Source organism: Kitasatospora sp. RG8 (assembly GCF_017813315.1).
Classification (GTDB): domain Bacteria; phylum Actinomycetota; class Actinomycetes; order Streptomycetales; family Streptomycetaceae; genus Kitasatospora.
This window is the reverse complement of record NZ_JAGIYX010000004.1, coordinates 64,652-88,897: the sequence shown is the minus strand read 5'-3', so window position 1 is coordinate 88,897 and position 24,246 is coordinate 64,652. Positions and strand designations below refer to the sequence as shown.

At 75.0% G+C, this 24,246-nt stretch carries 19 protein-coding genes; 10 read left to right on the top strand and 9 right to left on the bottom strand.

The genetic code is table 11. The features are described from left to right. Window positions 1–37: 37 nt before the first annotated feature. A complete protein-coding gene (locus tag J5Y04_RS08065; RefSeq protein ID WP_209411169.1) occupies window positions 38–3,376 on the bottom strand; it encodes an ATP-dependent DNA helicase in 3,339 nt (1,112 codons plus the stop codon). Between the two features lie 113 nt (window positions 3,377–3,489). After that, window positions 3,490–3,846 carry an MGMT family protein gene (locus tag J5Y04_RS08060; protein WP_209411168.1) on the bottom strand — a complete coding sequence of 119 codons (357 nt, stop codon included), beginning with the start codon at window positions 3,844–3,846 and terminating at the stop codon, window positions 3,490–3,492. Window positions 3,847–3,980: 134 nt separating this feature from the next. Here J5Y04_RS08060 and J5Y04_RS08055 point away from each other — a divergent pair, with 134 nt between their 5' ends. Beyond that, entirely contained in the window at window positions 3,981–6,779 is a 2,799-nt protein-coding gene (locus J5Y04_RS08055) for a lysylphosphatidylglycerol synthase transmembrane domain-containing protein (RefSeq protein ID WP_245204468.1), read from the top strand. A gap of 118 nt (window positions 6,780–6,897) precedes the next feature. Here J5Y04_RS08055 and moeZ read toward each other — a convergent pair whose 3' ends face one another. The 5 genes from moeZ to J5Y04_RS08030 form a co-directional block, all read right to left on the bottom strand. Then, window positions 6,898–8,076 carry an adenylyltransferase/sulfurtransferase MoeZ gene (gene moeZ / locus J5Y04_RS08050; protein ID WP_148643029.1) on the bottom strand — a complete coding sequence of 393 codons (1,179 nt, stop codon included), beginning with the start codon at window positions 8,074–8,076 and terminating at the stop codon, window positions 6,898–6,900. 284 nt (window positions 8,077–8,360) lie between these two features. Next, window positions 8,361–9,362, bottom strand: coding sequence for an NAD(P)-dependent oxidoreductase (locus J5Y04_RS08045; protein ID WP_209411167.1), 1,002 nt, complete (start codon window positions 9,360–9,362; stop codon window positions 8,361–8,363). A 94-nt stretch (window positions 9,363–9,456) separates the two neighbouring features. Continuing rightward, the gene (locus tag J5Y04_RS08040) at window positions 9,457–10,530 is read right to left on the bottom strand and encodes a hypothetical protein (RefSeq protein WP_209411166.1); all 1,074 of its coding nucleotides are present in this window, start codon (window positions 10,528–10,530) and stop codon (window positions 9,457–9,459) included. 80 nt (window positions 10,531–10,610) lie between these two features. Further along, window positions 10,611–12,233, bottom strand: a complete 1,623-nt coding sequence (locus tag J5Y04_RS08035) for a DUF3492 domain-containing protein (protein ID WP_209411165.1) — start codon at window positions 12,231–12,233, stop codon at window positions 10,611–10,613. Between the two features lie 376 nt (window positions 12,234–12,609). Further along, window positions 12,610–13,533: an alpha/beta fold hydrolase gene (locus tag J5Y04_RS08030; RefSeq protein WP_209411164.1), complete on the bottom strand. Its 924-nt coding sequence runs from the start codon at window positions 13,531–13,533 to the stop codon at window positions 12,610–12,612. A 208-nt stretch (window positions 13,534–13,741) separates the two neighbouring features. Between J5Y04_RS08030 and J5Y04_RS08025 the strand changes: the two genes are divergently transcribed. From J5Y04_RS08025 to J5Y04_RS08015, 3 genes are all read left to right on the top strand, one after another. Beyond that, window positions 13,742–14,404 (top strand): TetR/AcrR family transcriptional regulator, encoded by a 663-nt coding sequence (locus tag J5Y04_RS08025; RefSeq protein WP_209411163.1) that lies wholly within the window; start codon window positions 13,742–13,744, stop codon window positions 14,402–14,404. A 131-nt stretch (window positions 14,405–14,535) separates the two neighbouring features. After that, window positions 14,536–14,763 carry a DUF3107 domain-containing protein gene (locus tag J5Y04_RS08020; protein WP_148643034.1) on the top strand — a complete coding sequence of 76 codons (228 nt, stop codon included), beginning with the start codon at window positions 14,536–14,538 and terminating at the stop codon, window positions 14,761–14,763. Between the two features lie 145 nt (window positions 14,764–14,908). Continuing rightward, complete coding sequence (locus J5Y04_RS08015; RefSeq protein WP_209411162.1) at window positions 14,909–15,226, top strand: hypothetical protein; 318 nt, start codon at window positions 14,909–14,911, stop codon at window positions 15,224–15,226. 6 nt (window positions 15,227–15,232) lie between these two features. Here the strand turns inward: J5Y04_RS08015 and J5Y04_RS08010 are convergent, their stop codons facing one another. Further along, window positions 15,233–15,961 (bottom strand): ferritin-like fold-containing protein, encoded by a 729-nt coding sequence (locus J5Y04_RS08010; protein ID WP_209411161.1) that lies wholly within the window; start codon window positions 15,959–15,961, stop codon window positions 15,233–15,235. 496 nt (window positions 15,962–16,457) lie between these two features. Here J5Y04_RS08010 and J5Y04_RS08005 point away from each other — a divergent pair, with 496 nt between their 5' ends. The 5 genes from J5Y04_RS08005 to J5Y04_RS07985 all read left to right on the top strand — a co-directional run bounded on the left by J5Y04_RS08005 (window position 16,458) and on the right by J5Y04_RS07985 (window position 21,836). Continuing rightward, entirely contained in the window at window positions 16,458–18,416 is a 1,959-nt protein-coding gene (locus J5Y04_RS08005; RefSeq protein WP_374105967.1) for a DEAD/DEAH box helicase, read from the top strand. A gap of 154 nt (window positions 18,417–18,570) precedes the next feature. Beyond that, window positions 18,571–19,452 (top strand): alpha/beta fold hydrolase, encoded by an 882-nt coding sequence (locus tag J5Y04_RS08000; protein WP_209411160.1) that lies wholly within the window; start codon window positions 18,571–18,573, stop codon window positions 19,450–19,452. 368 nt (window positions 19,453–19,820) lie between these two features. Continuing rightward, window positions 19,821–19,967 (top strand): hypothetical protein, encoded by a 147-nt coding sequence (locus J5Y04_RS07995; RefSeq protein ID WP_153882781.1) that lies wholly within the window; start codon window positions 19,821–19,823, stop codon window positions 19,965–19,967. Window positions 19,968–20,283: 316 nt separating this feature from the next. Then, window positions 20,284–20,922, top strand: coding sequence for a DUF6758 family protein (locus J5Y04_RS07990; RefSeq protein WP_209411159.1), 639 nt, complete (start codon window positions 20,284–20,286; stop codon window positions 20,920–20,922). A 53-nt stretch (window positions 20,923–20,975) separates the two neighbouring features. Then, a complete protein-coding gene (locus tag J5Y04_RS07985) occupies window positions 20,976–21,836 on the top strand; it encodes a PHP domain-containing protein (protein ID WP_209411158.1) in 861 nt (286 codons plus the stop codon). A gap of 129 nt (window positions 21,837–21,965) precedes the next feature. Here the strand turns inward: J5Y04_RS07985 and J5Y04_RS07980 are convergent, their stop codons facing one another. Further along, a complete protein-coding gene (locus J5Y04_RS07980; RefSeq protein ID WP_209411157.1) occupies window positions 21,966–22,625 on the bottom strand; it encodes a suppressor of fused domain protein in 660 nt (219 codons plus the stop codon). Window positions 22,626–23,082: 457 nt separating this feature from the next. Here J5Y04_RS07980 and corA point away from each other — a divergent pair, with 457 nt between their 5' ends. After that, window positions 23,083–24,207: a magnesium/cobalt transporter CorA gene (gene corA, locus J5Y04_RS07975; protein WP_209411156.1), complete on the top strand. Its 1,125-nt coding sequence runs from the start codon at window positions 23,083–23,085 to the stop codon at window positions 24,205–24,207. Window positions 24,208–24,246 lie beyond the last annotated feature (39 nt).

Sequence of the window (24,246 nt, the reverse complement as noted above, 5' to 3'; positions counted from 1 at the left end):
CACCGACAGGACGGGCGTCCGGCCGGCGTGAGCCTCGCTACTCGACGAGCTGGGCGCCGTCCCGCTGGGCCGAGCAGCTGCGGCGGAACGAGCAGCGGTCACAACCGCCGCCGGTCTGCGGCACGAACCGCTCGGCGAGCACCCGCCCGGCCGCGTCGGCGAGCAGGTTCTCGATCCACGGCTCGCCCTCCGGCGGCTCCTGCCGCTGGACCTTGGGCGCGTCCGGGGCGCCCTTGTCGGGCTTGCGCAGCTGGACCAGCTCGGCGCCGCCGGACTCCGGGGCGCGGCCGTCGAAGCCGGGCAGCTCGTTGAGCGCACCGGCCCGGACGGCGAGCTGGTAGACGGCGAGCTGCTTGTGGTCGGGCAGCGACTTGTCGGTCGGCACCTCCTTGCCGGTCTTGAAGTCGACCACGTAGGCGCGCCCGGCCTCGTCCTTCTCGACCCGGTCCATCGACCCGCGGATCCGCACCGAGACGCCGCCGGCGTCCAGCGTGACGTCGAAGCCGTGCTCGGTGGCGACGACGTCGCGGCCGCGCTGGAGCACGTGCCAGTGCAGGAAACGCTCCAGGGCCGCCCGCGCCTCGGTCTTCTCCTGGTGGGACTTCCACGGGGCGTCGAAGGCCAGGGCGTCCCAGACCGTGTCCAGCCGCTCCATCAGGACGGCGAGGTCGGCCGGGGTGCGGCCGGAGCCGACCTCGTCGGCGAGGGCGTGCACCACGTTGCCGAAGCCCTGGGCGGCGGAGGAGGAGCCGCGCGCCTTGACCTCCTTGTCCAGGAACCACTGCAACGAGCAGTTCTCCAGTTGCTCCAGGCCGCTGCCGGAGAGCCGGACCGGCAGGTCGGCGCTGCGCAGCGGGTCGGGGGCGGCGGTGGCGTCGTCCAGGCCCCACCAGCGGTCGGGGTGCGCGGACGGCACCAGCGGCTGGCCGTCCTCGTCGGCGGCCAGGGCCAGGGTGGCGAGCCGTTCGGCGGCGGCGCGGCGCAGCTCGGGGGCGCGGGCCGGGTCGACGGTGACCGCGCGCAGCTCGGCGACCAGCGCGGCGACCGCGAGCGGTCGGCGCGGGCGGTGGGTGACGTCCTCGACGGTGGCCGGCGGGGTGCGGCGCAGCACCCTGCCGGTGCGCGGGTCGACGTCCTCGCGGTAGAGCTCGCGCAGGAAGCGGGAGGGCTCGTCCCCGTCGTCGGCCGGCGCCTTGACGGCGGTGACGATCAGCCGCTCCCGGGCCCGGGTGGCGGCGACGTAGAAGAGCCGGCGTTCCTCGCCGAGCAGCGCGGCCGGGGAGAGCGGCTCGGCGAGACCGTCGCGGCCGATCCGGTCGGCCTCCAGCAGTGAGCCGCGGCGGCGGAGGTCCGGCCAGAGGCCCTCCTGGACACCGGCGACCACGACCAGGCGCCACTCCAGGCCCTTGGAGCGGTGCGCGGTCATCAGCCGGACGGCCTCCGGGCGGACGGCCCGCACGGTGAGGGTGTCGGCCGCGATGTCCTGGGCCTCCAGCTCGGCGAGCAGGTCGAGGGCGCTGCGGTGGCCGGTGACCTGCTCCTCGGCGCGGGCGGCGGTCTCGAACAGGGCGCAGAGCGCGTCGAGGTCCCGGTCGGCGTTGCGGCCGCCGGCGCCGCCGCGCAGCGCGGCCCGCTCCAGGCGCTCGCGCCAGCGGCGGCTGCCGTCCCAGAGCTCCCAGAGCGCGTCCTCGGCGGTGCAGCCGCCGGCCAGCCGCTCGCGGACCTTGCGCAGCAGGGTGCCGAGGTCGCGGGCGCGCCGGGCGTAGGCGGGGTCGAGGGCGATCAGCCGCTCGGGCTCGGCGAGGGCCTCGCGGACCAGCTCGCCGGCCGGACGCGGTACGGCGGCGGGCCGGCCGTCGGCGCGCAGCGCGGCGCGTTCCTCCTCGCGCAGGGCGCGGCCGAGGCGGCGCAGGTCGGAGCCGTCCATGCCGCCGAGCGGGCCGGTGAGCAGGGTGTGGGCCAGCTCGGTGGTGAGCGGGTCCGGCGCCTCGGGGGCGTGCCGGTCGCGGTGGGCCTGCTCGGCGCAGACCCGCAGGGCGAGCAGCAGCTGGGCGACGGCCGGCTCCTCGCGCAGCGGCAGGTCGTCGCCGTCGATCTCCAGCGGGACGCCGGCCGCGCCGAGCGCCCGCCGCACGCCCGGGATGGACCGGGCGCCGGCCCGGACGAGGACGGCCATCTCGCCCCAAGGCACGCCGTCCTCCAGGTGGGCGCGGCGCAGCAGGTCGGCGATCGAGTCCAGTTCGGTGCCGGGCGTGGGGTAGGTGTACACCTCGATCCGGCCGCCCTCGCGGGAGGGCAGCAGGGCGCGGTGCTGGGCGAGCTTCTCGGCGGGAAGCCGGCCCATCGGCATCCGCCGGGCCAGTTCGCGGGAGGCGGCGAGCAGGACGGCGCCGGAGCGGCGGGAGACGCGCAGCACCTTGACGTCGGCGGGGCTGCCGTCGGCCTGCCGGAAGGTCTGCGGGAACTCCAGGATGCCGTTGATGTCGGCGCCGCGGAACGCGTAGATCGACTGGTCCGGGTCGCCGACGGCGATCAGCTCGCGTCCGTCGCCGGCCAGCCGGCGCAGCAGCCGGACCTGGGACGGGTCGGTGTCCTGGTACTCGTCGACGAAGACCACGTCGTAGCGGGCCCGCAGTTCCTCCCCCACCTCGGGGCGCTCGGCGAGCAGGACGGCGCGGTGCACCAGCTCCGCGTAGTCGAGGACGCCGCGCAGGTCGAGCACGTCCAGGTAGTCGGCGAGGAAGTGGGCGGCGGCGGCCCAGTCGGGGCGCTGGACGCCTTCGGCGAAGCGCTCCAGCTCGGCCTCGCCCAGGCCCAGCTCACGGCTGCGGGCGAGCACGGCGCGGACCTCGTCGGCGAAGCCCCGGGTGGTCAGGCAGGCCCGCAGGTCGAGCGGCCAGGAGATCCGGCCGCCGCCGAGGCGGGCGTCCTCGGCGCCGCCGGCCAGCAGCTCGCGGACCATGACGTCCTGCTCGGGTCCGGACAGCAGCCGCAGCGGCTCGGCGTACTCCTGCGGGTCCTGGTGGGCTCGGAGCAGGGCGTAGCTGAAGGAGTGGAAGGTGGTGGCCTGCGGGGACCGCAGCGCGGTGGGGCGCGGGGCGGCGCAGGAGGTGCCGAGCCGGGCGGACATCCGGTCGCGCAGCTCCATCGCGGCCTTGCGGCTGAAGGTCAGCACCAGGATCCGCTCGGGGTCGGTGCCGCGCTCTATCCGCCGGGCGACGGCCTCCACCAGCGTCGTGGTCTTGCCCGTCCCGGGCCCGGCGAGCACCAGGAGCGGGCCGCCCGTGTGCTCGGCCACGGCACGCTGGTAGTCGTCCAGCACGGGCGGGGCCGGCTGCGCGAGGGGGCTGCGCACCAGACGGTAGGGGGAGCTCACGGATGTCCTGGGGGTTGTGCTGCGGGCCACGGAAGGCGGGCCCCGCGCGGGGGCCCGTCCGTATCGAGCCTACGATCCTGCCCCGTCATTCCCGTCCGCGCACCCGCTTCGGCTCAATCCCCCGCGGGCCCGCCGTCCCACCGGGCCCGCTTGAGGTCGACCCGGGGCGGGTCGGCGAGCTCGCGCAGCGGTGTGCCCTCCTCGCCGTAGTGGGCGAGGGCGCGGTGCTCGTGGCCGGGCAGGAAGCGGCCGTCCGCGCGGATCACCCGCCACCAGGGCACGGCACCGCCGTAGAGTGCCATCACGCGCCCGACCTGCCGGGGGCCGCCCTGGCCGAGGTACTCGGCAACGTCCCCGTAGGTCATCACCCTGCCGGGTGGAATCCGCTCGGTCAGGTCGAGCACCAGTTCGGCGAAGGGCGGCAGAGCGCCGCGGTCGCCGTCGTCGTCAGCGTCCGTCACCTGGGGCATTCTTCCTTATGGGGGAGGATGCAAGGACCCGTGCGAACGATCCGCCGCGCCCGATCCGCCCCCTGTCCAGCACGGGGTGCCGCGGCATGCCACCATCTTCGGGGCGGTGAGTGGTGATACGAGGACAAGACCAGATGACCGGGACGGCAGACGTGGACGTGGACGAGGACTCCGACGAGTCCACCGACGCCATGCCCGCGGGTCCCGGCGGTGCGCCCGCCGCCGAGCCGTCCCCGGAAGTCTCCCTGATCAAGGACCGGACGATCAAGACCCCGCAGCCGACCGACGCCGAGACCGAGGCGCCCGAGCGCGCCGCCGCCCCCGCCCCCGCCGACGGGTCGGCGCCGACCGGCGTCCCGGCCCAGCAGCCCGCGCCGTCCGGCGCGCACGAGGTGGCCGGGCCCACCGGCCCCTTCGAGCCCGCCGAGCCCGCAGAGCCCGCAGAGCCCGCCGACGACACCCCGCACCTGGACGTCGACGAGCCGCTGCTCGCCGCCCGCGCGCACCGCCCGTCCGACCTGATCCGGTTCCTGGTCGGCGTCCTCGGCATAGTCGCGGTGTTCGTCCTGGCCGGTGTGGCCACCTCGACCACCACCGGCATCGAGCTGGACATCGCCTCCAACGCGCCCCGCTTCTCCCCGGTGCTCACCACGATCACCGGCCTGGTCTCCAGCGTCGCGGTGCTCGCCGTTCCGCTCGCCTTCGCGGTCGAGCGGCTGATCAAGCGCGACGGCCTGCGGGTCGCCGACGGCGTGCTCGCCTCGGTCCTCGCCTACGGTGTCTCGCTGGGGATCGACTGGTGGGTCGCCGAGGGCGCCTCCGACCACATCCGGGACGCCCTCACCCGGCTGCCGCTGGACAGCAACGGCACCCTCACCGACCCGGTGCACGGCTACCTGGCACCGGTGATCGCCTATATGACCGCGGTCGGCATGTCGAGCCGGCCGCGCTGGCGGGTCGCCCTCTGGGTGGTGGTGGTCTTCAGCGGGATCACCGAGCTGCTCGGCGGCTTCACCACCCCCCTCTCGCTGCTGCTCACCGTCCTGATCGGCTGGTCCGTCGCCTACGGCACGCTCTACGCGATCGGCTCGCCGAACATCCGGCCCACCGGCCAGCACCTGATGATCGGCCTGCGCAAGGTCGGCTTCACCCCGGCCAGCGCCCACCGCGCGCCGGACGCGCCCGGCGGCACCCGCCGCTACTTCGTCGCCCAGCAGAGCGGCCCGCCGCTGGACGTCCACATCGTCGACCGCGAGCAGCAGGCCTCCGGCTTCTTCTACCGGGCCTGGCGGCGGCTGCGGCTGCGCTCGGTGGCCGTCCGCCGCAGCCCGCAGTCGCTGCGCCAGGCGCTGGAACAGGAGGCGCTGATCGCCTACGCGGCCGCCGCCTCGGGCGCCCGCGCCCCCCAGCTGGTCGCCACCTCGGAGCTGGGCCCGGACGCCGCGATCCTGGTCTACGAGAACGTCGAGGGCCGCACCCTGGACGACCTCACCGACGAGGAGGTCACCGACCAGGTGATGGCCTCGCTCTGGGAGTCCGTCGCCGCCCTGCACGAGCGCCGCATCGCGCACCGCCGGCTGACCGGCGAGTCGCTGCTGGTCGTCGACGAGAAGACGGCCTGCCTGGTCAACCTCTCCGGCGGCGACATCGCCGCCACCGACCTGACCCTGCGCATCGACGTCGCCCAGCTGCTCACCACCTTCGCGCTGCGGATCGGCCCCGAGCGGGCGGTGGCCACCGCCAACGCCGTGCTCGGCGCCGACCGGGTCGCCCAGGCACTGCCGCTGCTGCAGCCGGTCGGTCTGAGCCGCTCCACCCGCGTCGACCTGAAGAAGCTCACCAAGGAGCGCAAGGCCGCCGCCCGGGCCCGGGCGCTGGAGCAGGTCGCCGCCGGCGAGCGCACCCAGCAGCAGGCCGAGGAGGACATCGCGACGGCCGGCGAGGACCTGCTCAGCCGGATCCGCGGCCAGATCCTCCAGATCGCGCCCGAGGCGCCGACCGAGACGGCCAAGCTGGAACGGCTGAAGCCGAAGACCCTGATCATGGTCATCGCGCTCACCTTCGCCGCCTACCTGGCACTGACCACCATCAAGCCGGCCCAGCTCAAGCTCTCCCAGATGGACTGGGCCTGGGCGGCGGCGGCCCTCGCCGCGGCCGCCTTCAGCCACGTCGCCGCCTCGATGAACCTGACCGGCTTCGTCCCGGAGAAGCTGCCCTTCGGCCGCACCGTCGCGGCCCAGCTGGCCGGGTCGTTCGTCAAGCTGGTCGCGCCGGCCGCGATCGGCGGCATGGCGCTGAACACCCGCTACCTGCAGAAGGCCGGCATCCGCTCCGGGCAGGCGGTCGCCTCGGTCGGCGCCTCCCAGCTGGCCAACCTCGCCGGGCACCTGCTGCTGCTGTTCAGCTTCGGCCTGATCACCGGCAGCCAGACCAACGGGGACCTCTCCGCCTCCCGCGCGGTGATCATCGGGGTGCTGTCCGCCGCCGTGCTCGCCCTGGTGGTCGCGGCCGTCGCCCCGCTGCGGCGGTTCGTGCTGAACCGGCTGCGCTCGCTGTTCTTCGGCGTGGTGCCGCGGATGCTCGACCTGATGCAGACGCCCAGCAAGCTGGTCACCGGCTTCGGCGGCGTCCTGCTGCTCTCGCTCTCCTTCACCGCCTGCCTGGACGCCTCGGTGCACGCCTTCGGCGGCTCGATCAGCTTCTCGGCGGTGGCGGTGGTCTTCCTGACCGCCAACGCGGCCGGCTCCGCCATCCCCACCCCCGGCGGCATCGGCCCGGTCGAGGTCGCGCTGATCGGTGCGCTCACCGTCGCCGACGTGCCCCCGGCGATCGCCACCCCGGCGGTCTTCCTCTACCGGGCGCTCACCTTCTGGCTGCCGGTGCTGCCCGGCTGGATCTCCTACAACGTGCTCCAGCGCAAGGGCGCGCTGTAACCGACGGGTGCTCCGCCGGGCCGCACCGCCGGACGGCGGGGCGCCCGGCGACGGAACGCCGAAGGGCCCGCCGGATCCGGCGGGCCCTTCGCACGTGTTCGACGTCTTCCGGTTGCTGCTAGTAGACCGGCTTGTGCGGCTCGATCTGGTTGACCCAGCCGAGCACGCCGCCGCCCAGGTGGACGGCGTTGGCGAAGCCGGCCGACTTCACCACGGCCAGCACCTCGGCCGAGCGCACGCCCGACTTGCAGTGCAGCACGATCTTCTTGTCCTGCGGCAGCGACCCCAGGGCGTCGCCCATCAGGAACTCGTTCTTCGGGATCAGCACCGCGCCGGGGATGTTGACGATCTCGTACTCGCCGGGCTCGCGGACGTCGATCAGGAAGATGTCCTCCTTGTCGTCCTGCCACTGCTTGAGCTGCTTCGAGGTGATCGTCGAACCCGCGGCGGCGGCCTGCGCCTCGTCCGACACGACGCCGCAGAAGGCCTCGTAGTCGATCAGTTCGGTGACCGTCGGGTTCTCGCCGCAGAGCGCGCAGTTCGGGTCCTTGCGGACCTTCACCTGGCGGTAGTTCATCTCCAGGGCGTCGTAGATCATCAGCCGGCCGACCAGCGGGTCGCCGACGCCGGCCAGCAGCTTGATCGCCTCGGTGACCTGGATCGAGCCGATGGACGCGCAGAGCACGCCCAGCACGCCGCCCTCGGCGCAGGACGGGACCATGCCCGCCGGCGGGGCCTCCGGGTAGAGGCAGCGGTAGCAGGGGCCGTGCTCGGCCCAGAACACGCTGGCCTGGCCGTCGAAGCGGTAGATCGAGCCCCACACGTACGGCTTGCCGAGCAGCACCGCGGCGTCGTTCACCAGGTAACGGGTGGCGAAGTTGTCGGTGCCGTCCACGATCAGGTCGTAGCCGGAGAAGATCTCCATGACGTTGGAGTTGTCGAGGCGCTCCTCGTGGAGGATCACGTTGACGTAGGGGTTGATCTCCTTGACGGAGTCCCGCGCCGACTCGCCCTTGGAGCGGCCGATGTCGGACTGGCCGTGGATGATCTGACGCTGCAGGTTGGACTCGTCCACCACGTCGAACTCGACGATGCCGAGGGTGCCGACGCCCGCCGCGGCCAGGTACATCAGCGCGGGCGAGCCGAGGCCGCCGGCGCCGACGCACAGCACCTTGGCGTTCTTCAGCCGCTTCTGCCCGGCCATGCCCACGTCGGGGATGATCAGGTGGCGGGAGTACCTGCGGACCTCGTCAACGGTGAGCTCGGCGGCCGGCTCGACCAGGGGTGGCAGCGACACGGGGACTCCGATGGTCGTCAGTTCAGGTGGCCAGGGCCAACCTCTTGTGGCTTGTTGCTCCGCCACCGAGGTGGCTCTGCTACGCCAACAGTGTCACGCCGCCCCGGTATTCCGAGACAGCCCGTCCGACTGGCGAGACGAGCGACGTCGGATGCTGGGACCGGCCGGAACGGCCCGCGCACGGCCGCGGCCCGGCCGGTCACGGGCGCACCGGCCGGTCGCCACCGGGCCGTTGCGCCCCCGGCCGGACCGGGGGCGCCGGGCCGCGGTGACCGCCCGGAGGGTCAGACCCGGCAGGCCGTCTCCAGCCAGACGTCCCCCAGCGACTCCTCCAGCGGCACCTGTGTCCGCCAGCCGAGACGGTCCCGGGCGGTCCGCACGTCCGCCTGCCGCCACGGCACCGGCTCACCCGACGGGCCCCTGCCCTCGGCCGGCCGCGGCTCCGGCGAACGGTGCCCGGGCAGGTGGTGCTGGCCCGGGTGCGAGCCGGCGTGCTCGACCGGCCCGCCCGCCTGCGCGGGCAGCAGGACCTGCCGGTTCTCCTCCACGATCGCCCCCTCGAACCCGGACGCCCGGACCAGGTGCTGGGCCGCCTCCCGGGCCCGGACGGCGTGCCCGCTGCCAATGTTGATCACTCCGGTGGCCGCCGAGACCGCCGCCGCCTGGATCGCCCGGGCGACGTCCCTGACGTCCACGAAATCCCGGTATCCGGACAGGTCCGGCATCCGCACCTGCGGCTCGTCCCGCTCCAGCGCCCGCCGCAGGCCCTCGGCGAGCCGCCCGAACAGCGACGCCGTCGGCGCCCCCGGGCCCACCACGTCGAACACGCGCAGCACCGCCGCGTCCAGTCCGGAGGCCAGCACCAGCTCCGTCCCGGCGAGCTTGGAGACCCCGTACGGGCCGACCGGGCGCGGCTCGGCGCTCTCCGACACCGGCACCCCGCCCGGCACCGGCCCGTACTCGGCCGCCGAGCCGACGTGCACCAGCCGGGCCGGTTCGCGGCTGCGCCGGATCGCCTCGCAGACGGTGGCGACGGCCAGCGTGTTGGCCCGGATCAGGCTGCGGGAGCTGCCGTAGGTGGCGCCCGCGCAGTTGATCACCACCTGGGGCGCGACGGCGTCCAGGAACCGGGCCAGCGCGCCCGGGCTGCCCGCGGTCAGGTCGAAGCGGATGTCGGCCGAGTCACGCCGGCCGAGCACCGTCACCTGCAACTCCTGGTCCACGAGCAGACGATCGGTGACCCGGCGGCCGATGAAGCCGTCGGCGCCCAGCAGCAGCACCCTCATCGGGGGTGTCCTTCCACGAAGCGAGGTCGGGAACGACCTGGCGGACAGAGTGAGAACGAGCAGGAAGCAGGAGGAACGGACGGCGGCCGGACCGTCAGCGGTGCGCGTCGGCCCGGCCGAGCGCCGGCCACGCGTACACCAGCAGCGCGAGGGCGACGGCCCCGCCGCCGAGCAGCCCGGCCACCGGAGCGGACCGGCCCAGGACGAGCGGCACCGCGGCGGCCGCCGACCCGGCGAGCGCGCCCAGCGCGGCGCCGCGGTGGCGGCCGCACCGCGCCAGCAGTGCGGTCAGCACCAGCAGCAGGCCCAGCACGCCCTGCGCCGCCCACTGGGCGGGGCCGGCGCGTTCGGCCGCCAGGTGCAGCAGCCCGCCGTCGTGGCCCGGGCCGGGCCGCGGGGCCAGGGCGGTCAGCACGGCGAGCGCGGCGAAGCTGAGCACCGTCAGCACGGCCAGGTGCAGGGCGACGGCCACCGGCAGCACCGGCCCCATCCGGGCACGGAACTCGGCGAGGGTGCCCGCCGTCCGCAGATGGCCGCCGCCGACGTGCCGGAACCAGTGCGCGGCCCACTCGGCCGACCCGGCCGACAGCGCCGCCGCCAGCACCAGCGCGACCGTCACCCGGCCGTCACCCGGGCCGCCGACCGCCCCGGCGAGCGGGAGCAGCAGCAGCCCGGCCACCCCGGCCCCGTACCCCAGCGCGGCCGGCCGCCACCGCCGCGGCCCGGCCGGGTGCGATGCCTCCGGCAGGGCCGCGGACGGGCCGAGCTCGGGGCCGGCGGTGGCGCAGGGGCCGGACGGGACGGGCTCCGCCGACGCGGTCGGCAGCGCCGGCAGCAGCGCGAGCGGGACGGCCGCCGGCAGCAGCACGGGCCACCGGCCGCCGAGGGCGGCGGCGGCCGCGACCGGCAGCGCCGTCAGCACCGACGTCCGCAGCGCCGCACCGCAGCGCCGCTGCCGGCTCCCGGCGGCCCCGGCGTCCGCCTCCCCGGCCGCCGACCACGCGGGCGGGCGGCGCGGTACCCGGGCGTACAGCTCCTCCGCGAGCCCGAACAGGTCGGCGTGCCGGCAGCGCGCGGCCGCCTCCTGGCCCAGGCCGGCCTCCTCCAGCCCGACGGCGATCTCCAACGGGTCGACCGCCCGCTCGCAGAGCAGCCTGTACTCGGCCATCACCTCCCGGACCGGATCACCGGAGAGCCCGGGCGCACCGGTAGCACCGGGCACCCCGGCCGCCGGGCCGCCGCCCGCCATCAGACCGCCTCCGCGAGGGCGCCCGGCCGCTCGGCCACCGCCGTCGGACCGTCCTCGCCCGGCTCCGCGCCGTCCGCCCCGGCGGCCTCCGGGCCCGCCGCGCCCTTCCCACCCGTACGGTCCGCCAGCCAGTACTCGGCGGGCCGGGCGAACGGGCGCGGCTGCACGCCCGCCTCACCGCCGACCGCCGCCGGGAACGCCGGCCACTGCGAGACCAGCTCCAGGTAGATCTCCCGGAACGCGCCGATCACCGGTTCCACGGCGAAGCGTTCCTGCGCGCGCAGCCGCCCGGCCAGCCCGAGCCTCGCCCGCCGTTCCTCGTCGCGCAGCAGCGCCAGGCAGGCGGCGGCCAGCGCCTGCGGATCGCGCGGCGGGACGAGCAGCCCGGTCGGCCCGACCACCTCCCGGGCCACCCCGACGTCGGTCGAGACCACCGCCCGGCCGCTCAGCATCGCATCGGCCAGCAGCCGGGGGCTGCGCTGGGAGAGTGCCGAGAAGACGATCACCGTGGCGCCCTCCCAGGCCCGCGCGGTCGACTCCGGCCGCCCGGCGAACTCCACCGCGTCGGCCACCCCCAGCCGCCCGGCCACCGCCTCGCAGTGCGCCCGGTAGCCGCGGACGGCCTCCTCGCCGTGGACCACCAGCCGTGCCGCGGGCAGTCCGGCCCGGACCCGCGCGAAGGCGTGCAGCATCAGCTCGGTGTCCCGGCCCGGCTCCAGCGCGCCGGCCCAGACCAGCGTCGGCGCGGACGGTTCCGGGCCGGCCGCCGCCCGGGCCACCGCCGGAGTGCCCTCGTGGACCACCCTGGTCCGCGCCGGGTCGGCCCCGCAGCGCCGTTGCCACTGCTGGTCGTGGGCGCTGCCGGGGGTCAGTATCGCGGCCTGCCGGTACGTCTCCTCGGTGAGCGCCCGGAAGAAGGAGAGCAGCAGCGCCCGGACCGGCCACCGGTACGGCGCCTCGCGGTAGCCGGCGTACTGCTCGCGCAGGTGCAGGCCGTGCTCGGTGACCACGAACGGCACCCCGTGCAGCTGCTTGGCCACCAGCGCGGGCAACGCGGCCGGGCCGCCGCCGACCACGTGGCAGAGATCGGCGGCGCCCAGGCCGCCCGGCCCGGTGCCGTACCAGGGCGCGGAGAGCGGACGCAGGCACTGCTCCAGCAGGTCGGCCCCGACCAGGACGTCGCAGACCAGCGGCTGCCCGGCCGAGGTGTCGGCGCCGGGTGAGCGCCAGACCCGCTCCAGCGTGCGCCGTGCGTGCGCCGAGGCGAGGAAGGCCGGCAGCGAACCGTCCTCCCGGGCGAGCGCCGCCAGCCGGTACAGCCCGGCGCCGAACGAGGCCCGCTCCCCCGGCATCACCAGCGCCCGGACCAGCCCCTCGTACGCCCGTGCGTACTGCCGTCTGCGCAGTGCCCCCGGCAGGCGCCCGGCCGGGCGGCGCCCCCAGAGGGCCAGCTCGTGCACTCCCGGCCGGCCGCCCCGGGGACCGGCAGCGGCCCCCGGGCCCGCCAGCACGTACAGCTCGAAGTCGTGCTCGTGCAGGCCCTCGGCCAGCCGGTCGGACCAGCCGCCGGTACCACGCTGGGGGTATGGACGCACACCCTCGGTGATCAGAGCAACGCGCACGGAGACCTCCAGAGCAGAGCGGATCGGAGCGGATCGACGGATTGCCTGTGCGGCCTGGCCGGTTCCCGGGAGCCCCGCGGGACGGCGCGGGGAGGGGCCCGGGCGAAGGAGTCCGGACCGGCCGCGGCGCCCGTGGCCGGGCGCACCGCGGCACGGGCCGGCGGTGCGCACCGGCCCCGGCGCCCCTGCCCTCGGCCGCCCTCCGGGATCTCCGGCGGCCGCGACTCCCCCACACCTGTTCGGTCCGACAGCAGAAAGGTAGGACCGGCCCCCGGCGATCCATCGGTCACATGCCTGGCTGCCACCTGAACGAGTGAACCGCCGTGACCTCGCCCCGGAGCGGGGCGTTATCGCGCGCTCTGATCCGCACCGGCCCTCAGGCCCGCGCGAGCAGCTCCCGCACCTCCCGGGCCACCTGCTCCGGGTGCTCCATCATGGCCACGTGCCCGGAGTCCGGCAGCACCAGCAGCCGGGCGTCCGCGAAGGCGTCGCAGGCCCGCCGCGCCGAGCGGTAGGAGACCAGCTTGTCCCTCAGCCCGTACACCAGCAGCGTGGGCGCCTTCACCTGACCGGCCTGGCGCCAGAGCGCCTGGTCGCCGCGCTCGGTGTAGGCGGAGACGATCCCGCGCGCCGAGGCGGTCAGCACCTGCATCGCGTACGGCAGCTCGCTGCGCCGCCGGTACTCGGCCACCGCCTCGGCCCGGGCGTCCGGCGACAGCCCGTCCGGGTCGCCGTAGACCAGCCGCAGCAGGCCCTCGGTGGCGTCCTCGGCGCTCCGCCCGTTCGCCGGCAGCCGGCGCAGCAGCGCGGGCACGCCGGGCACCGCGAGCAGGCCGGTCGGCCAGGCGGTGCGCTGCGGCGGGAGCTCGGGCAGCGCGGGCGAGATCAGGGTGAGGCTGCGCACCAGGTCCGGCCGGAGCGCGGCGAGCCGGACGGAGACGGCGCCGCCGAGCGAGTTGCCGAAGAGGTGCACCGGACCGCGCCCGGCCGCCTCCAGGTAGCCGATCACCGCGCGCACGTGCCCGGAGACGGTGAGGTTGCCGTCGGCGGGCGGCGCGGAGCGGCCGAACCCGGGCAGGTCCACGGCCTCGCCGTCGACCAGGCCGGAGAGCCTCGCCATCAGCGCCGTCCAGTTGCCGGCCGAGCCGCCGAGCCCGTGCACGAAGAGGGCCGGCTCCCGCCCCCCGGCCGCACCGCCCCCGGGCCGGTGGACCGCCAGCGCCGCACCGGGCACCTCGACCGTACGGAACGCTGCGGGCTCCCCCGCCTCTGTGCGTATCTGCTGCTCAGCGCTGCTCATGGTGGACGATGGTAGTGAGCCGACGGCCCGGCGGGGATCTCCCGTCCCTCGTCACACCACTGCCGTCACCCGTGGTCAGCGCCGTATTGTGGGCTCCTGACAAGGGAGCTCTCAGCTTTTCTGGCGCTCGCCAAGCGCGAATGCGGTTACCGGAAAGTAGAATCGGTCATCTTGCCAGCCCCGATCAACCCGTGAAGTGAGGAGCGCCGTGACGGCCATCCAGGAGGCGCAGGAGCGCCCGCGCGGTGCCCGCCTGCCGCGAAGCGCCCGCCGTGAACAACTGCTCGGTGCCGCCCAGGAGGTGTTCGTCGCGCAGGGCTACCACGCGGCCGCCATGGACGACATCGCCGATCGCGCCGGGGTCAGCAAGCCGGTGCTGTACCAGCACTTCCCCGGCAAGCTGGAGCTCTACCTGGCACTGCTGGACAAGCACTGCGACGCCCTCGTCGAGTCCACCCGTGACGCGCTGTCGACGACCACCGACAACAAGCTCCGGGTCGCCGCGACCATGGAGGCGTACTTCAACTACGTCTCCAGCGAGTCCGGCGCCTTCCGGCTGGTCTTCGAGTCGGACCTGACCAACGAGCCGGCCGTGCGCGAGCGCGTCGAGCGGGCCTCGGAGGCCAGCGCGACGCTGGTCAGCAAGGTCATCCAGGAGGACACCGACCTCCCCGAGTCCGAGTCCAAGCTGCTCGCCGCCGGTGTCTGCGGCCTGGCCCAGATCACCGCCCGCTACTGGCTCTCCCAGGGGCTGGAGATCCCGCGCGACGAGGCCGTCCGGCTGGTCGCCAGCCTGGCCTGGCGCGGGCTGAAGGGCTTCCCGATGCACCCCGCCTCCGAGCAGCCCGAGGACTCCGCCGCCGAGCAGTGATCCACGGACCTTCGCCTCGGCCTTGATCCGGTGCTCTATGGTGAAGCCGTACGGCGCGGTCGCCGAGATCGCCTGTCCCAGGCGGCCCGGAACCGCGCGTGGATGGCTGCAACCCCGGAGGGACGGAAGTCGTGGAGGTCAAGATCGGCGTGCAGAACGCGCCGCGCGAGATCGTGATCGAGAGCTCGCAGACTGCCGATGAGGTCGAGAGCGCGGTCGCCAAGGCGCTGGAGGGCACCTCGAAGCTCTTCGCGCTGACCGACGAGCACGGCCGCCGCGTCATCGTCCCGGCCGAGCGCCTGGCGTACGTGGAGATCGGCGAGCAGGCCGCCCGCAAGGTCGGCTTCGGCACGCTCTGAGCTGTACCGCGGTGCCCCGCTCCCCCTTGGGGAACGGGGCACCTTCGCGTTCCACGGCCGCGCGTGTACGGCCGGGAGGACGGGGGTACGGCGACAGTGCGGCCGACCGGACGCCGCGCGCCCGCACCCTCCCCGGGAGGCACCCTTGCTGGTCGAGACGCTCGCCTTCGCCCTCGTCGGTCTGATCGTCGGCGCCGGAGCGCTGATGTCACTGCCCGCGTACTTCCCGTCCGGGCGGGTACTGACGACGGGAACGGCGCTGGTCTCGGCACTGCTCGCCGGGGTGATCGCGCACTTCACGCTGGACGGCCGGTTCCCGGCGGCCAGCATCGCGATCGCGGCGGTCGCCTCGGCCCTGCTCACCTCGGTGCTGGCCCGGCCCGACCTCGCGGCCGGCCGCCAGCCCGCCCACCGGCACCACCCGCACCGGGCCGGCGCGCACCGCCGGCACCGGCACGCCTGACCCGCCCTACGAGGCCAGCCCCAGCGCGGCCATCCGCTTGGTGTGCGCCTCGGTGATCCGGTTGAACATCTTGCCGACCTCGACCAGGTCGAAGCCCTGCACCTGCACGCCGCCGACCAGCAGGTTGGAGAGCGCGTCCCGCTCGGCGACGACCCGCTGGGCCTGGCTCAGCGCCTCGCCCATCAGCCGCCGGCCCCAGAGCGCCAGCCGGCCGCCGGCCCGCGGGTCGGCCTCGATGGCCTGCCGCACCTTGTCGACCGCGAACCGGGCGTGCCCGGTGTCGGACATGACGCCGAGGACCAGGTCGCGGGTGTCGTCGTCGAGGCGGACGGCCACCTCGCGGTAGAAGTCGGTGGCGATCGCGTCGCCCACGTACGCCTTGACCAGGCCCTCCAGCCAGTCGGACGGCGCGGTCATCCGGTGGAACAGCTCCAGCGGCTCGACGAACGGCCGCATCGCCTCCTGCGGGTCGGCGCCGACCTCGGCGAGCCGGTCGTGCAGCCGCTGGTAGTGCTGGAACTCGGCGGAGGCCATCCGGGCCAGCGCGGCCTTGTCGGCGAGGTCCGGCGCGAGCTTGGCGTCCTCGGCGAGCCGCTCGAAGGCGCTCAGCTCGCCGTACGCGAGGGCGCCGAGCAGGTCCAGCACGGCCGCCCGGTAGCCGGGGTCGGCCGAGCAGCTCGCCCAGTCCCCGATCGAACCGGCCCCGTCGTCCTGCGTCTCACCATGGGTCTCCATGACCGGCCACCTTAGTCCCGCCCGCCCTCCGGCACACGCACGGCGGCGCGGCCGGCCCCGGGCGTGCCGGTCGCCCGGCGGACGGGCCGCGGGCGGCCCCGCAGGGCCTCCGAGCAGCGATGTCATGCGCGTCACGTGTTCGAGTCGTCGCGTCACGGTATGGTGGTAGGGAGACCCGTAGTGCTCGCACGGTGTCACCGCCGTCTCGGTGCGCCGGGCAAGCCCGCTCCGTAGCGGGACCGCCCCTCAGGGCGTGTCCGTACCGGAAGCCGGGTCCTCACGTACGCGGATGCCCGGTCGGAGAGCCGATCGGCTCCGACCATGGCTTGGACTTCAAGCCTTGGCACCGCATCAGTGGCCGAGCGAGGGCCGCCGAGACCGCGCCGCCCGGCGAAGGTCCCGCGCAGGTCCCTCACGGGAATCCTCCCCGACGCCGCCGTGACCGCGCCCCTCACCGGGCCCCGCGGACCGGCCGGCCGCAGGGACCGGCGCGGTTGTGCGTCCGCGCAGCTGTCATCAGGGCCGTACCGGCCCCTACGCAGCCGCGCGGCTGCCCGCCCGCCGCTCGCTCTCGGCCCCTCCACACGGAAGAGGCAGCACCCTGTCCACCACCGCTGAACCCACCAAGACCACTTTCCGGGACCTGGGGATCCTCCCGGAGACCGCCGAGGCCCTGGAGGCCGTCGGCATCGTCCACCCCTTCCCCATCCAGGAGATGACCCTCCCGGTCGCGCTGACCGGCCACGACGTCATCGGCCAGGCCAAGACCGGCACCGGCAAGACGCTCGGTTTCGGCCTCCCGCTGATCGAGCGGGTCGTCGTCCGCGCCGACGTCGACGCCGGCCGCGCCACCGAGGAGCAGCTCAGCGACTTCCCGCAGGCGCTGATCGTCGTCCCGACCCGCGAGCTCTGCACCCAGGTCACCAACGACCTGCAGACCGCCGGCAAGGTCCGCGACGTGCGCGTGCTGGCCGTCTACGGCGGCCGGGCCTACGAGCCGCAGGTCGAGGCCCTGAAGAAGGGCGTCGACATCGTCGTCGGCACCCCGGGCCGCCTGCTGGACCTCGCCGGGCAGAAGAAGCTGAACCTCGCGCAGGTCCGCGCACTCGTCCTGGACGAGGCCGACGAGATGCTCGACCTGGGCTTCCTGCCCGACGTCGAGAAGATCCTCACCATGCTGCCGGCCAAGCGGCAGACCCTGCTGTTCTCGGCGACCATGCCGGGCCAGGTCATCAGCCTCGCCCGCCGGTACATGAGCCAGCCGACCCACATCCGGGCCGCCGCCCCGGACGACACCGGCACCACCGTCGCCAACATCGAGCAGCACATCTTCCGTGCGCACTCGCTCGACAAGGTCGAGGTCGTGTCGCGCATCCTGCAGGCCGACGGCCGCGGACTGGCGATGATCTTCTGCCGGACCAAGCGCACCGCCGCCGACGTCTCCGACCAGCTGACCCAGCGCGGCTTCGCGGCCGGCGCCGTCCACGGCGACCTCGGCCAGGGCGCCCGCGAGCAGGCGCTGCGCGCGTTCCGCAACGGCAAGGTCGACGTGCTGGTCTGCACCGACGTCGCGGCCCGCGGCATCGACGTCGAGGGCGTGACGCACGTCGTCAACTACCAGTGCCCCGAGGACGAGAAGACCTACCTGCACCGGATCGGCCGCACCGGCCGGGCCGGCGCCTCCGGCACCGCGGTCACGCTGGTCGACTGGGACGACATCCCGCGCTGGCAGCTGATCAACAAGGCGCTGGACCTGCCGTTCAACGAGCCGGAGGAGACCTACTCCACCTCGGCGCACCTGTACGAGCTGCTGAAGATCGCCAAGGGCACCACCGGTGTGCTGCCGCGGTCGGAGCGGACCCGGGCCGGGCTCGGCGCGGAGGAGGTCGAGGACCTCGGCGAGACCGGCGGGCGCGGTTCGCGTGCGGCGGGCGGCCGGGGCCGCGGCGCTGCCAAGGGCGGCTCCGGCAAGCCCGCCGCCGCCGTCGAGACCCCCGAGGAGAAGCCGGCCCGCCGGACCCGCGAGCGTCGCCGCACCCGTGGCGGCAGCGCGGTCGCGGCCGACGCGGTGACCGGCGCGCCCGTCGAGGGCGCCGTCGTCGAGGCCCCGTCGGCTCCGGCCGTCGAGGGCGCCGAGGGCGAGGCCGCGGCCCCGCGCCGCCGCCGTCGCCGTCCGCGCAGCACCGCCGCCGGCGAGACCGCCGTCGCCGCGGTGGCCGAGGCTCCGGCCGCGGTCGCCGAGGCCGCGGACGCACCGGTCGCCGACGCCGCCGTGGCGGAGAAGCCGGCCCGGCGCACCCGCAGCCGGGCCAAGGCCAAGGCCGAGCCGGCCGCCGAGGGCGCTGCGGCGCCCGAGGCCGCCGCGGACGCCCCGGCCGAGGCCCCGGCCCCGCGCCGCCGTGCCCGGACCCGTCGTCCGGCCGCCGAGGCCGCCGAGGCGACGCCGGAGAGCTGACCCGCCGAGACGCCGCCCGGAGGGGGCGGCCCGGTCCCGCGAGACGGGACGGGCCGCCCCCTCCGGCACGGGCGCACGGCTACGGTGGGGGTTACCGGCGGGTCACTCCCGCCGTGCCGCAGGAAGAGCCGCAGGAGATCCAGGAGATCCGCCCATGAGCACGCCTCCGTTCCTCACCCTCCCCCGCTGCGCCGGTGCGCTGCGGGTGGCGACCGCCCGCGGGGAGTTCGCCGCCCTGCGGGCCGAACCGGCGGGAGCGGTGCGCGGGTCGGCGCTGCTGGTGCCCGGGTTCACCGGCAGCAAGGAGGACTTCATCGCGCTGCTGGAGCCGCTCGCGGCGGCCGGCTACCGGGTGACCGCGGTCGACCAGCGCGGCCAGTACGAGACCGGCGGCCCCGACGACCCCGCGGCCTACGCCGTCGAGGCGCTGGGCGAGGACGTCCGCGCGCTGTCCGCGGCGCTCGCCGCCGACGGGGAACCGCTGCACCTGCTGGGCCACTCCTTCGGCGGCCAGGTGGTCCGCGAGGCCGTCCTGGCGGCCGCCGCCGAGGGCCCGCTGCCCTGGCGTTCGCTGACCCTGATGTCCACCGGGCCGGGCGCGATCGATCCGGGCGAGGCGGAGCGCACCAAGCTGCTGGTCTCGGTGCTGCCCTCGATGAGCCTGGAGGAGATCTGGCAGGTGCTCCAGCAGATGGAGGAGGGCTCGGGCGACCCGGCCCAGCAGCGCACGCCTGAGGTCTCCGAGTTCCTGCACCGCCGCTGGGTGGCCAACGTGCCGCAGTCGCTCATGACCACCGGCAGCCACCTGGTCGCCGCGCCCGACCGGGTGGACGAGCTGGCCACGGCCGCCGGCGCGCTGCCCGTCCTGGTGCTCTCCGGCGTCCGGGACTACGCGTGGCCGGTGCCGGAGCAGACGAAGATGGCCGAACGGCTGGGCGCCGGCCGGGTCGTGGTCGAGGACGCCGGCCACTCCCCCAACGCCGAGCAGCCGGCCGCCACGGCCGAGGCGCTGACCGGCTTCTGGGGCCGTTCGTAGCGCTTTCCGGAGCCGCATCCGGGGCTCGGCCGGGCCCTTCCGCCGGCCCGGTCGGCGCCGGTGCAGGACAAAATTCGTTAGTTGCGGTAATATTTGATTCTGTCCGGGAATCATCGTCGGAATCGACGTCGGCGCGCATCAGCCGAAACCAGGACTTTACGGACGGGCAACGGCCCGGTAGCAGCACCACGACAGCGTGGACCACGAGGGACCAGAGGTCCTCCGGCAGGGACCAGCGGTCCTTCGGCAAGCAGGGGGGAGCCCTTTTGCCGCAGCAGACCGCCGAACGTTCGGCACGACAGACCCCGAAAGGGCTGATACCCACTCAGCCACGACCGCCCCGCACGGGGCCAGGAAAGGAGACGCCCATGCGCTTCGAGATCCTCCGACTGGACGACGCCAACGGCACCGCCACCGACCGACTGATCGCCGACGCCGAGACCGTCCGCGAGTTCGTCCAGGCCGCCGCCCGCACCGGCGAGCGCCTGCTCATCCGTCCGTGCCCGACCGTCTGACCCAGCGCGGCGCCTCCGACCGGGAGCCCTCACCCGCCGCCGAAGACCCGGGAGCGTCCGACCCCGACGTTCCGATACCAGACTGACGCCCCGTCACCGCGATCGCCGATGACGGGGCGTCAGTGCGTCAGGGGCCCAACCGTCCCCCGGGGCCGACGTTTGCCGCCGCCCGCCGCTGGACATCCCCTACCGGGAGCCGCCCGCACCGCGCCCGCCCGGCACCGGACCCGCGCCCGCCACCGACGGGTGCCGCCGAGCCCTCCGTACGGGTGATCGTCCTTGACGCGGCGGTCCGGAGGGAGGAGCGTTGTCGGCTATGAGGGGCGAGCCAAGCTGCCCGAGGTGCGCCGGTCGGGTCCGCGCCCCCGGTCTGTTCTCAGACACCTGGCAGTGCGACCGGCACGGAGCCGTGCACCCGATGCAGCCGGTGCTGCCCCCGAGCATCGAGGCGCTCGGCGTCGCCGTCGCCCGTTCACAGGTCCCCGTCTGGCTACCCTGGCCGCTCCCGGTCGGCTGGCTCTACACCGGCATCGCGCACGTCGGCGACGACGTCTCGGGCGCCCGGGCCACCGCCGTCGCCTGCTCCGGACCGGCACCGCTCGGCGGCTTCGGGGAGCTGGTGCTGGTCGCCGAGGAGCTGGGCGTCGGGCTCGGCGCCCGGTACGCGGGGCTGGCCGGCCCGGACCCGGGCGAGTCCGTCGCCCTCTACAAGCCCGCCGACGCCAAGCTGATGGCGGCCGGGCGGCCCACCCCGATGTTCCACGTCCCGGATGCACCGGCCGACCGTGCGGTCTTCGTCGGCGAGGCCCGCGGGCTCTGGCTCTGGGCGGTGGCCTGGCCCGAGCAGTCGGCGCTGGTGATGTACGACGAGCTGGTCCTCACCGACCTGCGCGAGGCCGGCGCCGAGCTGGACCTGCTGCCGTGCGGCGCCCTCTCCCCCCGTCTACTGGGCTGACCCCCGCACTATCCTGGGCCGCACCCGCCGCCCAGCCCCAGGGAGACCCCGCCGTGCGCATCGACCTGCACGCCCACAGCAACGCCTCCGACGGCACCGACAGCCCGGCCGAGCTGGTAGCGGCGGCGGTCGCCGCCGGCCTGGACGTGGTGGCGCTCACCGACCACGACACGGTGGCCGGCCACGCCGAGGCCGCCGAGGCGGTGCACGGGCTGCCGGCCGGCACCCGGCTGACCCTCGTGCCGGGCGCCGAACTGTCCTGCGTCGTGGACGGCATCAGCATGCACCTGCTGGCCTACCTGTTCGACCCGGCCGAGCCGGAGTTCGCGCAGGAGCGCGAGCTGGTGCGCACCGACCGGTTCCGCCGCGGGCGGGCCATCGTCGAGCGCTGCCGCGCCCTGGGTGCGGACATCAGCTGGGAGCAGGTCGAACGGATCGCGGGCACCGGCTCGGTGGGCCGGCCGCACATCGCCAGCGCGCTGGTGGAGGCCGGTGTGGTGGCCACCGTCTCGGACGCGTTCACGCCCGAGTGGCTGGCCAACGGCGGGCGGGCGGACGTCCGCAAGCACGAGACCGACCCGGTCGAGGCGGTCCGGCTGGTCCGGGCGGCCGGCGGGGTGCCGGTCTTCGCGCACCCGGGCGCCGTGAAGCGCGGGCGGACCGTCTCCGACCAGGTGATCGCCGACCTCGCCGCGGCCGGGCTGGCCGCATTGGAGGTCGACCACGTCGACCACGACGAGCCGGCCCGGGAGCACCTGCGCGGGCTGGCCGCCGAACTCGGCCTGCTGACCACCGGGTCCAGCGACTACCACGGCGGTCGCAAGACCGTCCGGCTCGGCGAGCACACCACCGATCCCGCCGTCTACGAGGCGCTGCTGGCGCAGGCGACCGGCGCGAAGCCGATCGGGGGCTGAGCCCGGGCCCGGCGCGCACGCCGGGGTGCGGGAGCGTCCGGAGGCCCGCCTGCTCCAGCCCGAGCCGGGTCGGCCAGGCCCGCCTCCGCCCCGGGAGACGGGAGCCCACGGCCAGGGTCTGATCCGGTGTCAGTCCAGTGGCACCGCGCGGCGGTCGGGGTCGCGCAGGTCGGTGCCGTGCTGGAGCCAGCGCTCCTCCAGCGCGGCCGCGCCGTGCACGCGCTTCCAGCCGGCTTCGTTGGGCGTCATCGGCAGCAGCGGCAGGAAGCGGACCGGGTCGGCCGGGTCTTCCAGCTCCAGATCGGCCACCAGGCCGCCCGGTTCGGCGGCCAGCACCGAGGTGAACGGCGCTCCGTCCCAGAGCGGGGAGCCGAGGTCCAGCGAGCCGCCGGGGGCCACCACCAGACCCTCCACCTGCGGGGTCGCGGCAAAGGTGGCCAGGGTGCGCAGCACGCTGTCGCGCCCCCCACGGATCGTCAGGACCAGTTCGGCGCGCGGGCCGCGGACCTGGTCGGCGACCATCGCGGTCGGGTCGGCCATCGGCGCGGTGGCCATGCCGAGCGTCGCGTAGCGGACCAGCCCCTCGGCGTCCGGGCCGAAGCGCAGCACCTCGATCCGTTCCGCGCCGAGGAAGGTGACCGCGGCGCGGCCGCTGGTCTCGCCGAAGGTGGTCAGCAGCCGCGCCTCGACGGCGGCCAGCACCGCCTCCCGGGAGAGCCCGGAGGGATCGTGGGAACCGCCGCCGGAGGCCGCGGAGGGGTCGCCGAAGAGGGGGAAGTCGTGCGCCATGCGGTGAGCGTAACCCGGGGGCCGCGCACGGTTGTCACGAGCGTCACGAGAACTCCGCAGCGGCGATGGCCGGTCAGATGTTAGTGTGAGCGACTGGCCACCGGGGATGCTTACCTCCTCCGGGGCAGCGGCGTGAAGGAGGTGGTTGCGGTGGATACCAGCCGACCATGCAGTACCGGCAGCTCTACCCGGCCCGGACGCCTTCCCCGTACCCCTCGCCACGCAGGCTGAAACAGCCCCAGCAGTAGCTGGGCGCGCCGCGTTCGCGGGGACGACCGAGGCGGTGTCGACCGGCCGGGAGAGCACCCTCACCGGCGTCCGGTCGTTCCAGCGCGTGCCCCAGCAAGGCCGAGGACCGACCGCAGGCGCCTTTCAAACCGGTGTTCCTTCGCCGTCGCACCACGGCCACCCCTTCACCGCGCCGCCGTGCGGCGGCTCCTGCCCCAGGGAGCCTGCCATGTCGATGATCAACAGCCTGCGCGCCGCCGTCCGCACCAACCGCCGCCGCTCGGACTCCGCCCTGTTCGACTCGATCCACCCGGGCGCGTCCACCTCGGCCGTGGTGGACTGCGCGGTCTACCGGCACGGCCTGCGCCAGGGCGAGAGCTGCAGCCCGCGCGAGGCGGCCCGCCTCGTCAAGGCCTCGCAGCAAGTGCAGGACGGTGCAGGATCGTTCAGCTGGATCGGGCTGCACGAGCCGACCGAGGCCGAGTTCGAGGGCATCGCCCAGCGCTTCGGCCTGCACCCGCTGGCGGTCGAGGACGCCGTCCACGCGCACCAGCGACCCAAGGTCGAGCGCTACGACGACGTGCTGTTCGCCGTCTTCAAGACCATCCGCTACGTCGAGCACGACCAGCTCACCCCGACCAGCGAGGTGGTCGAGACCGGCGAGCTGATGGTCTTCGCCGGGCGGGACTTCGTGATCACCGTCCGGCACGGCGGTCACAGCTCGCTCCAGGAGCTGCGGCTCCGGCTGGAGGCCGACGCGGACGGCGCCGGGCTGCTCGCCAAGGGCCCCTCCGCGGTGCTGCACGCGATCGCCGACCAGGTGGTGGACAACTACCTGCTGGTCGCCGACCGGCTGCAGACCGACGTGGACGAGATCGAGTTCGACGTCTTCTCCAACAAGGGCGGCCGGGGCACCGACGTCGGCCGGGTCTACCAGCTCAAGCGCGAGGTGCTGGAGTTCAAGCGGGCCGTGGCGCCGCTGCTGCGGCCCATGCAGCAGCTCTCCGAGCCGCTCCAGCGGCTGGTCGACCCGGACATCCAGAAGTACTTCCGGGACGTCGCCGACCACCTCGCCCGGGTCACCGAGCAGGTGCACGGCTTCGACGAGCTGCTCAACTCGCTGCTCCAGGCCAACCTGGCGCAGGTCTCGGTGGCGCAGAACGAGGACATGCGCAAGATCACGGCCTGGGCGGCGATCTTCGCCGTGCCCACCATGATCACCGGCGTCTACGGCATGAACTTCGACTACATGCCGGAGCTGCACCACAAGTACGGCTATCCGATGGTGCTCGGCAGCGTCGTGCTGATCTGCATCGGCATGTACCGCGGCTTCCGCCGCAACGGCTGGCTGTAGCGCCGCGCCCGCCGGAGCCGGGCACGCCGGGGCGGGGGC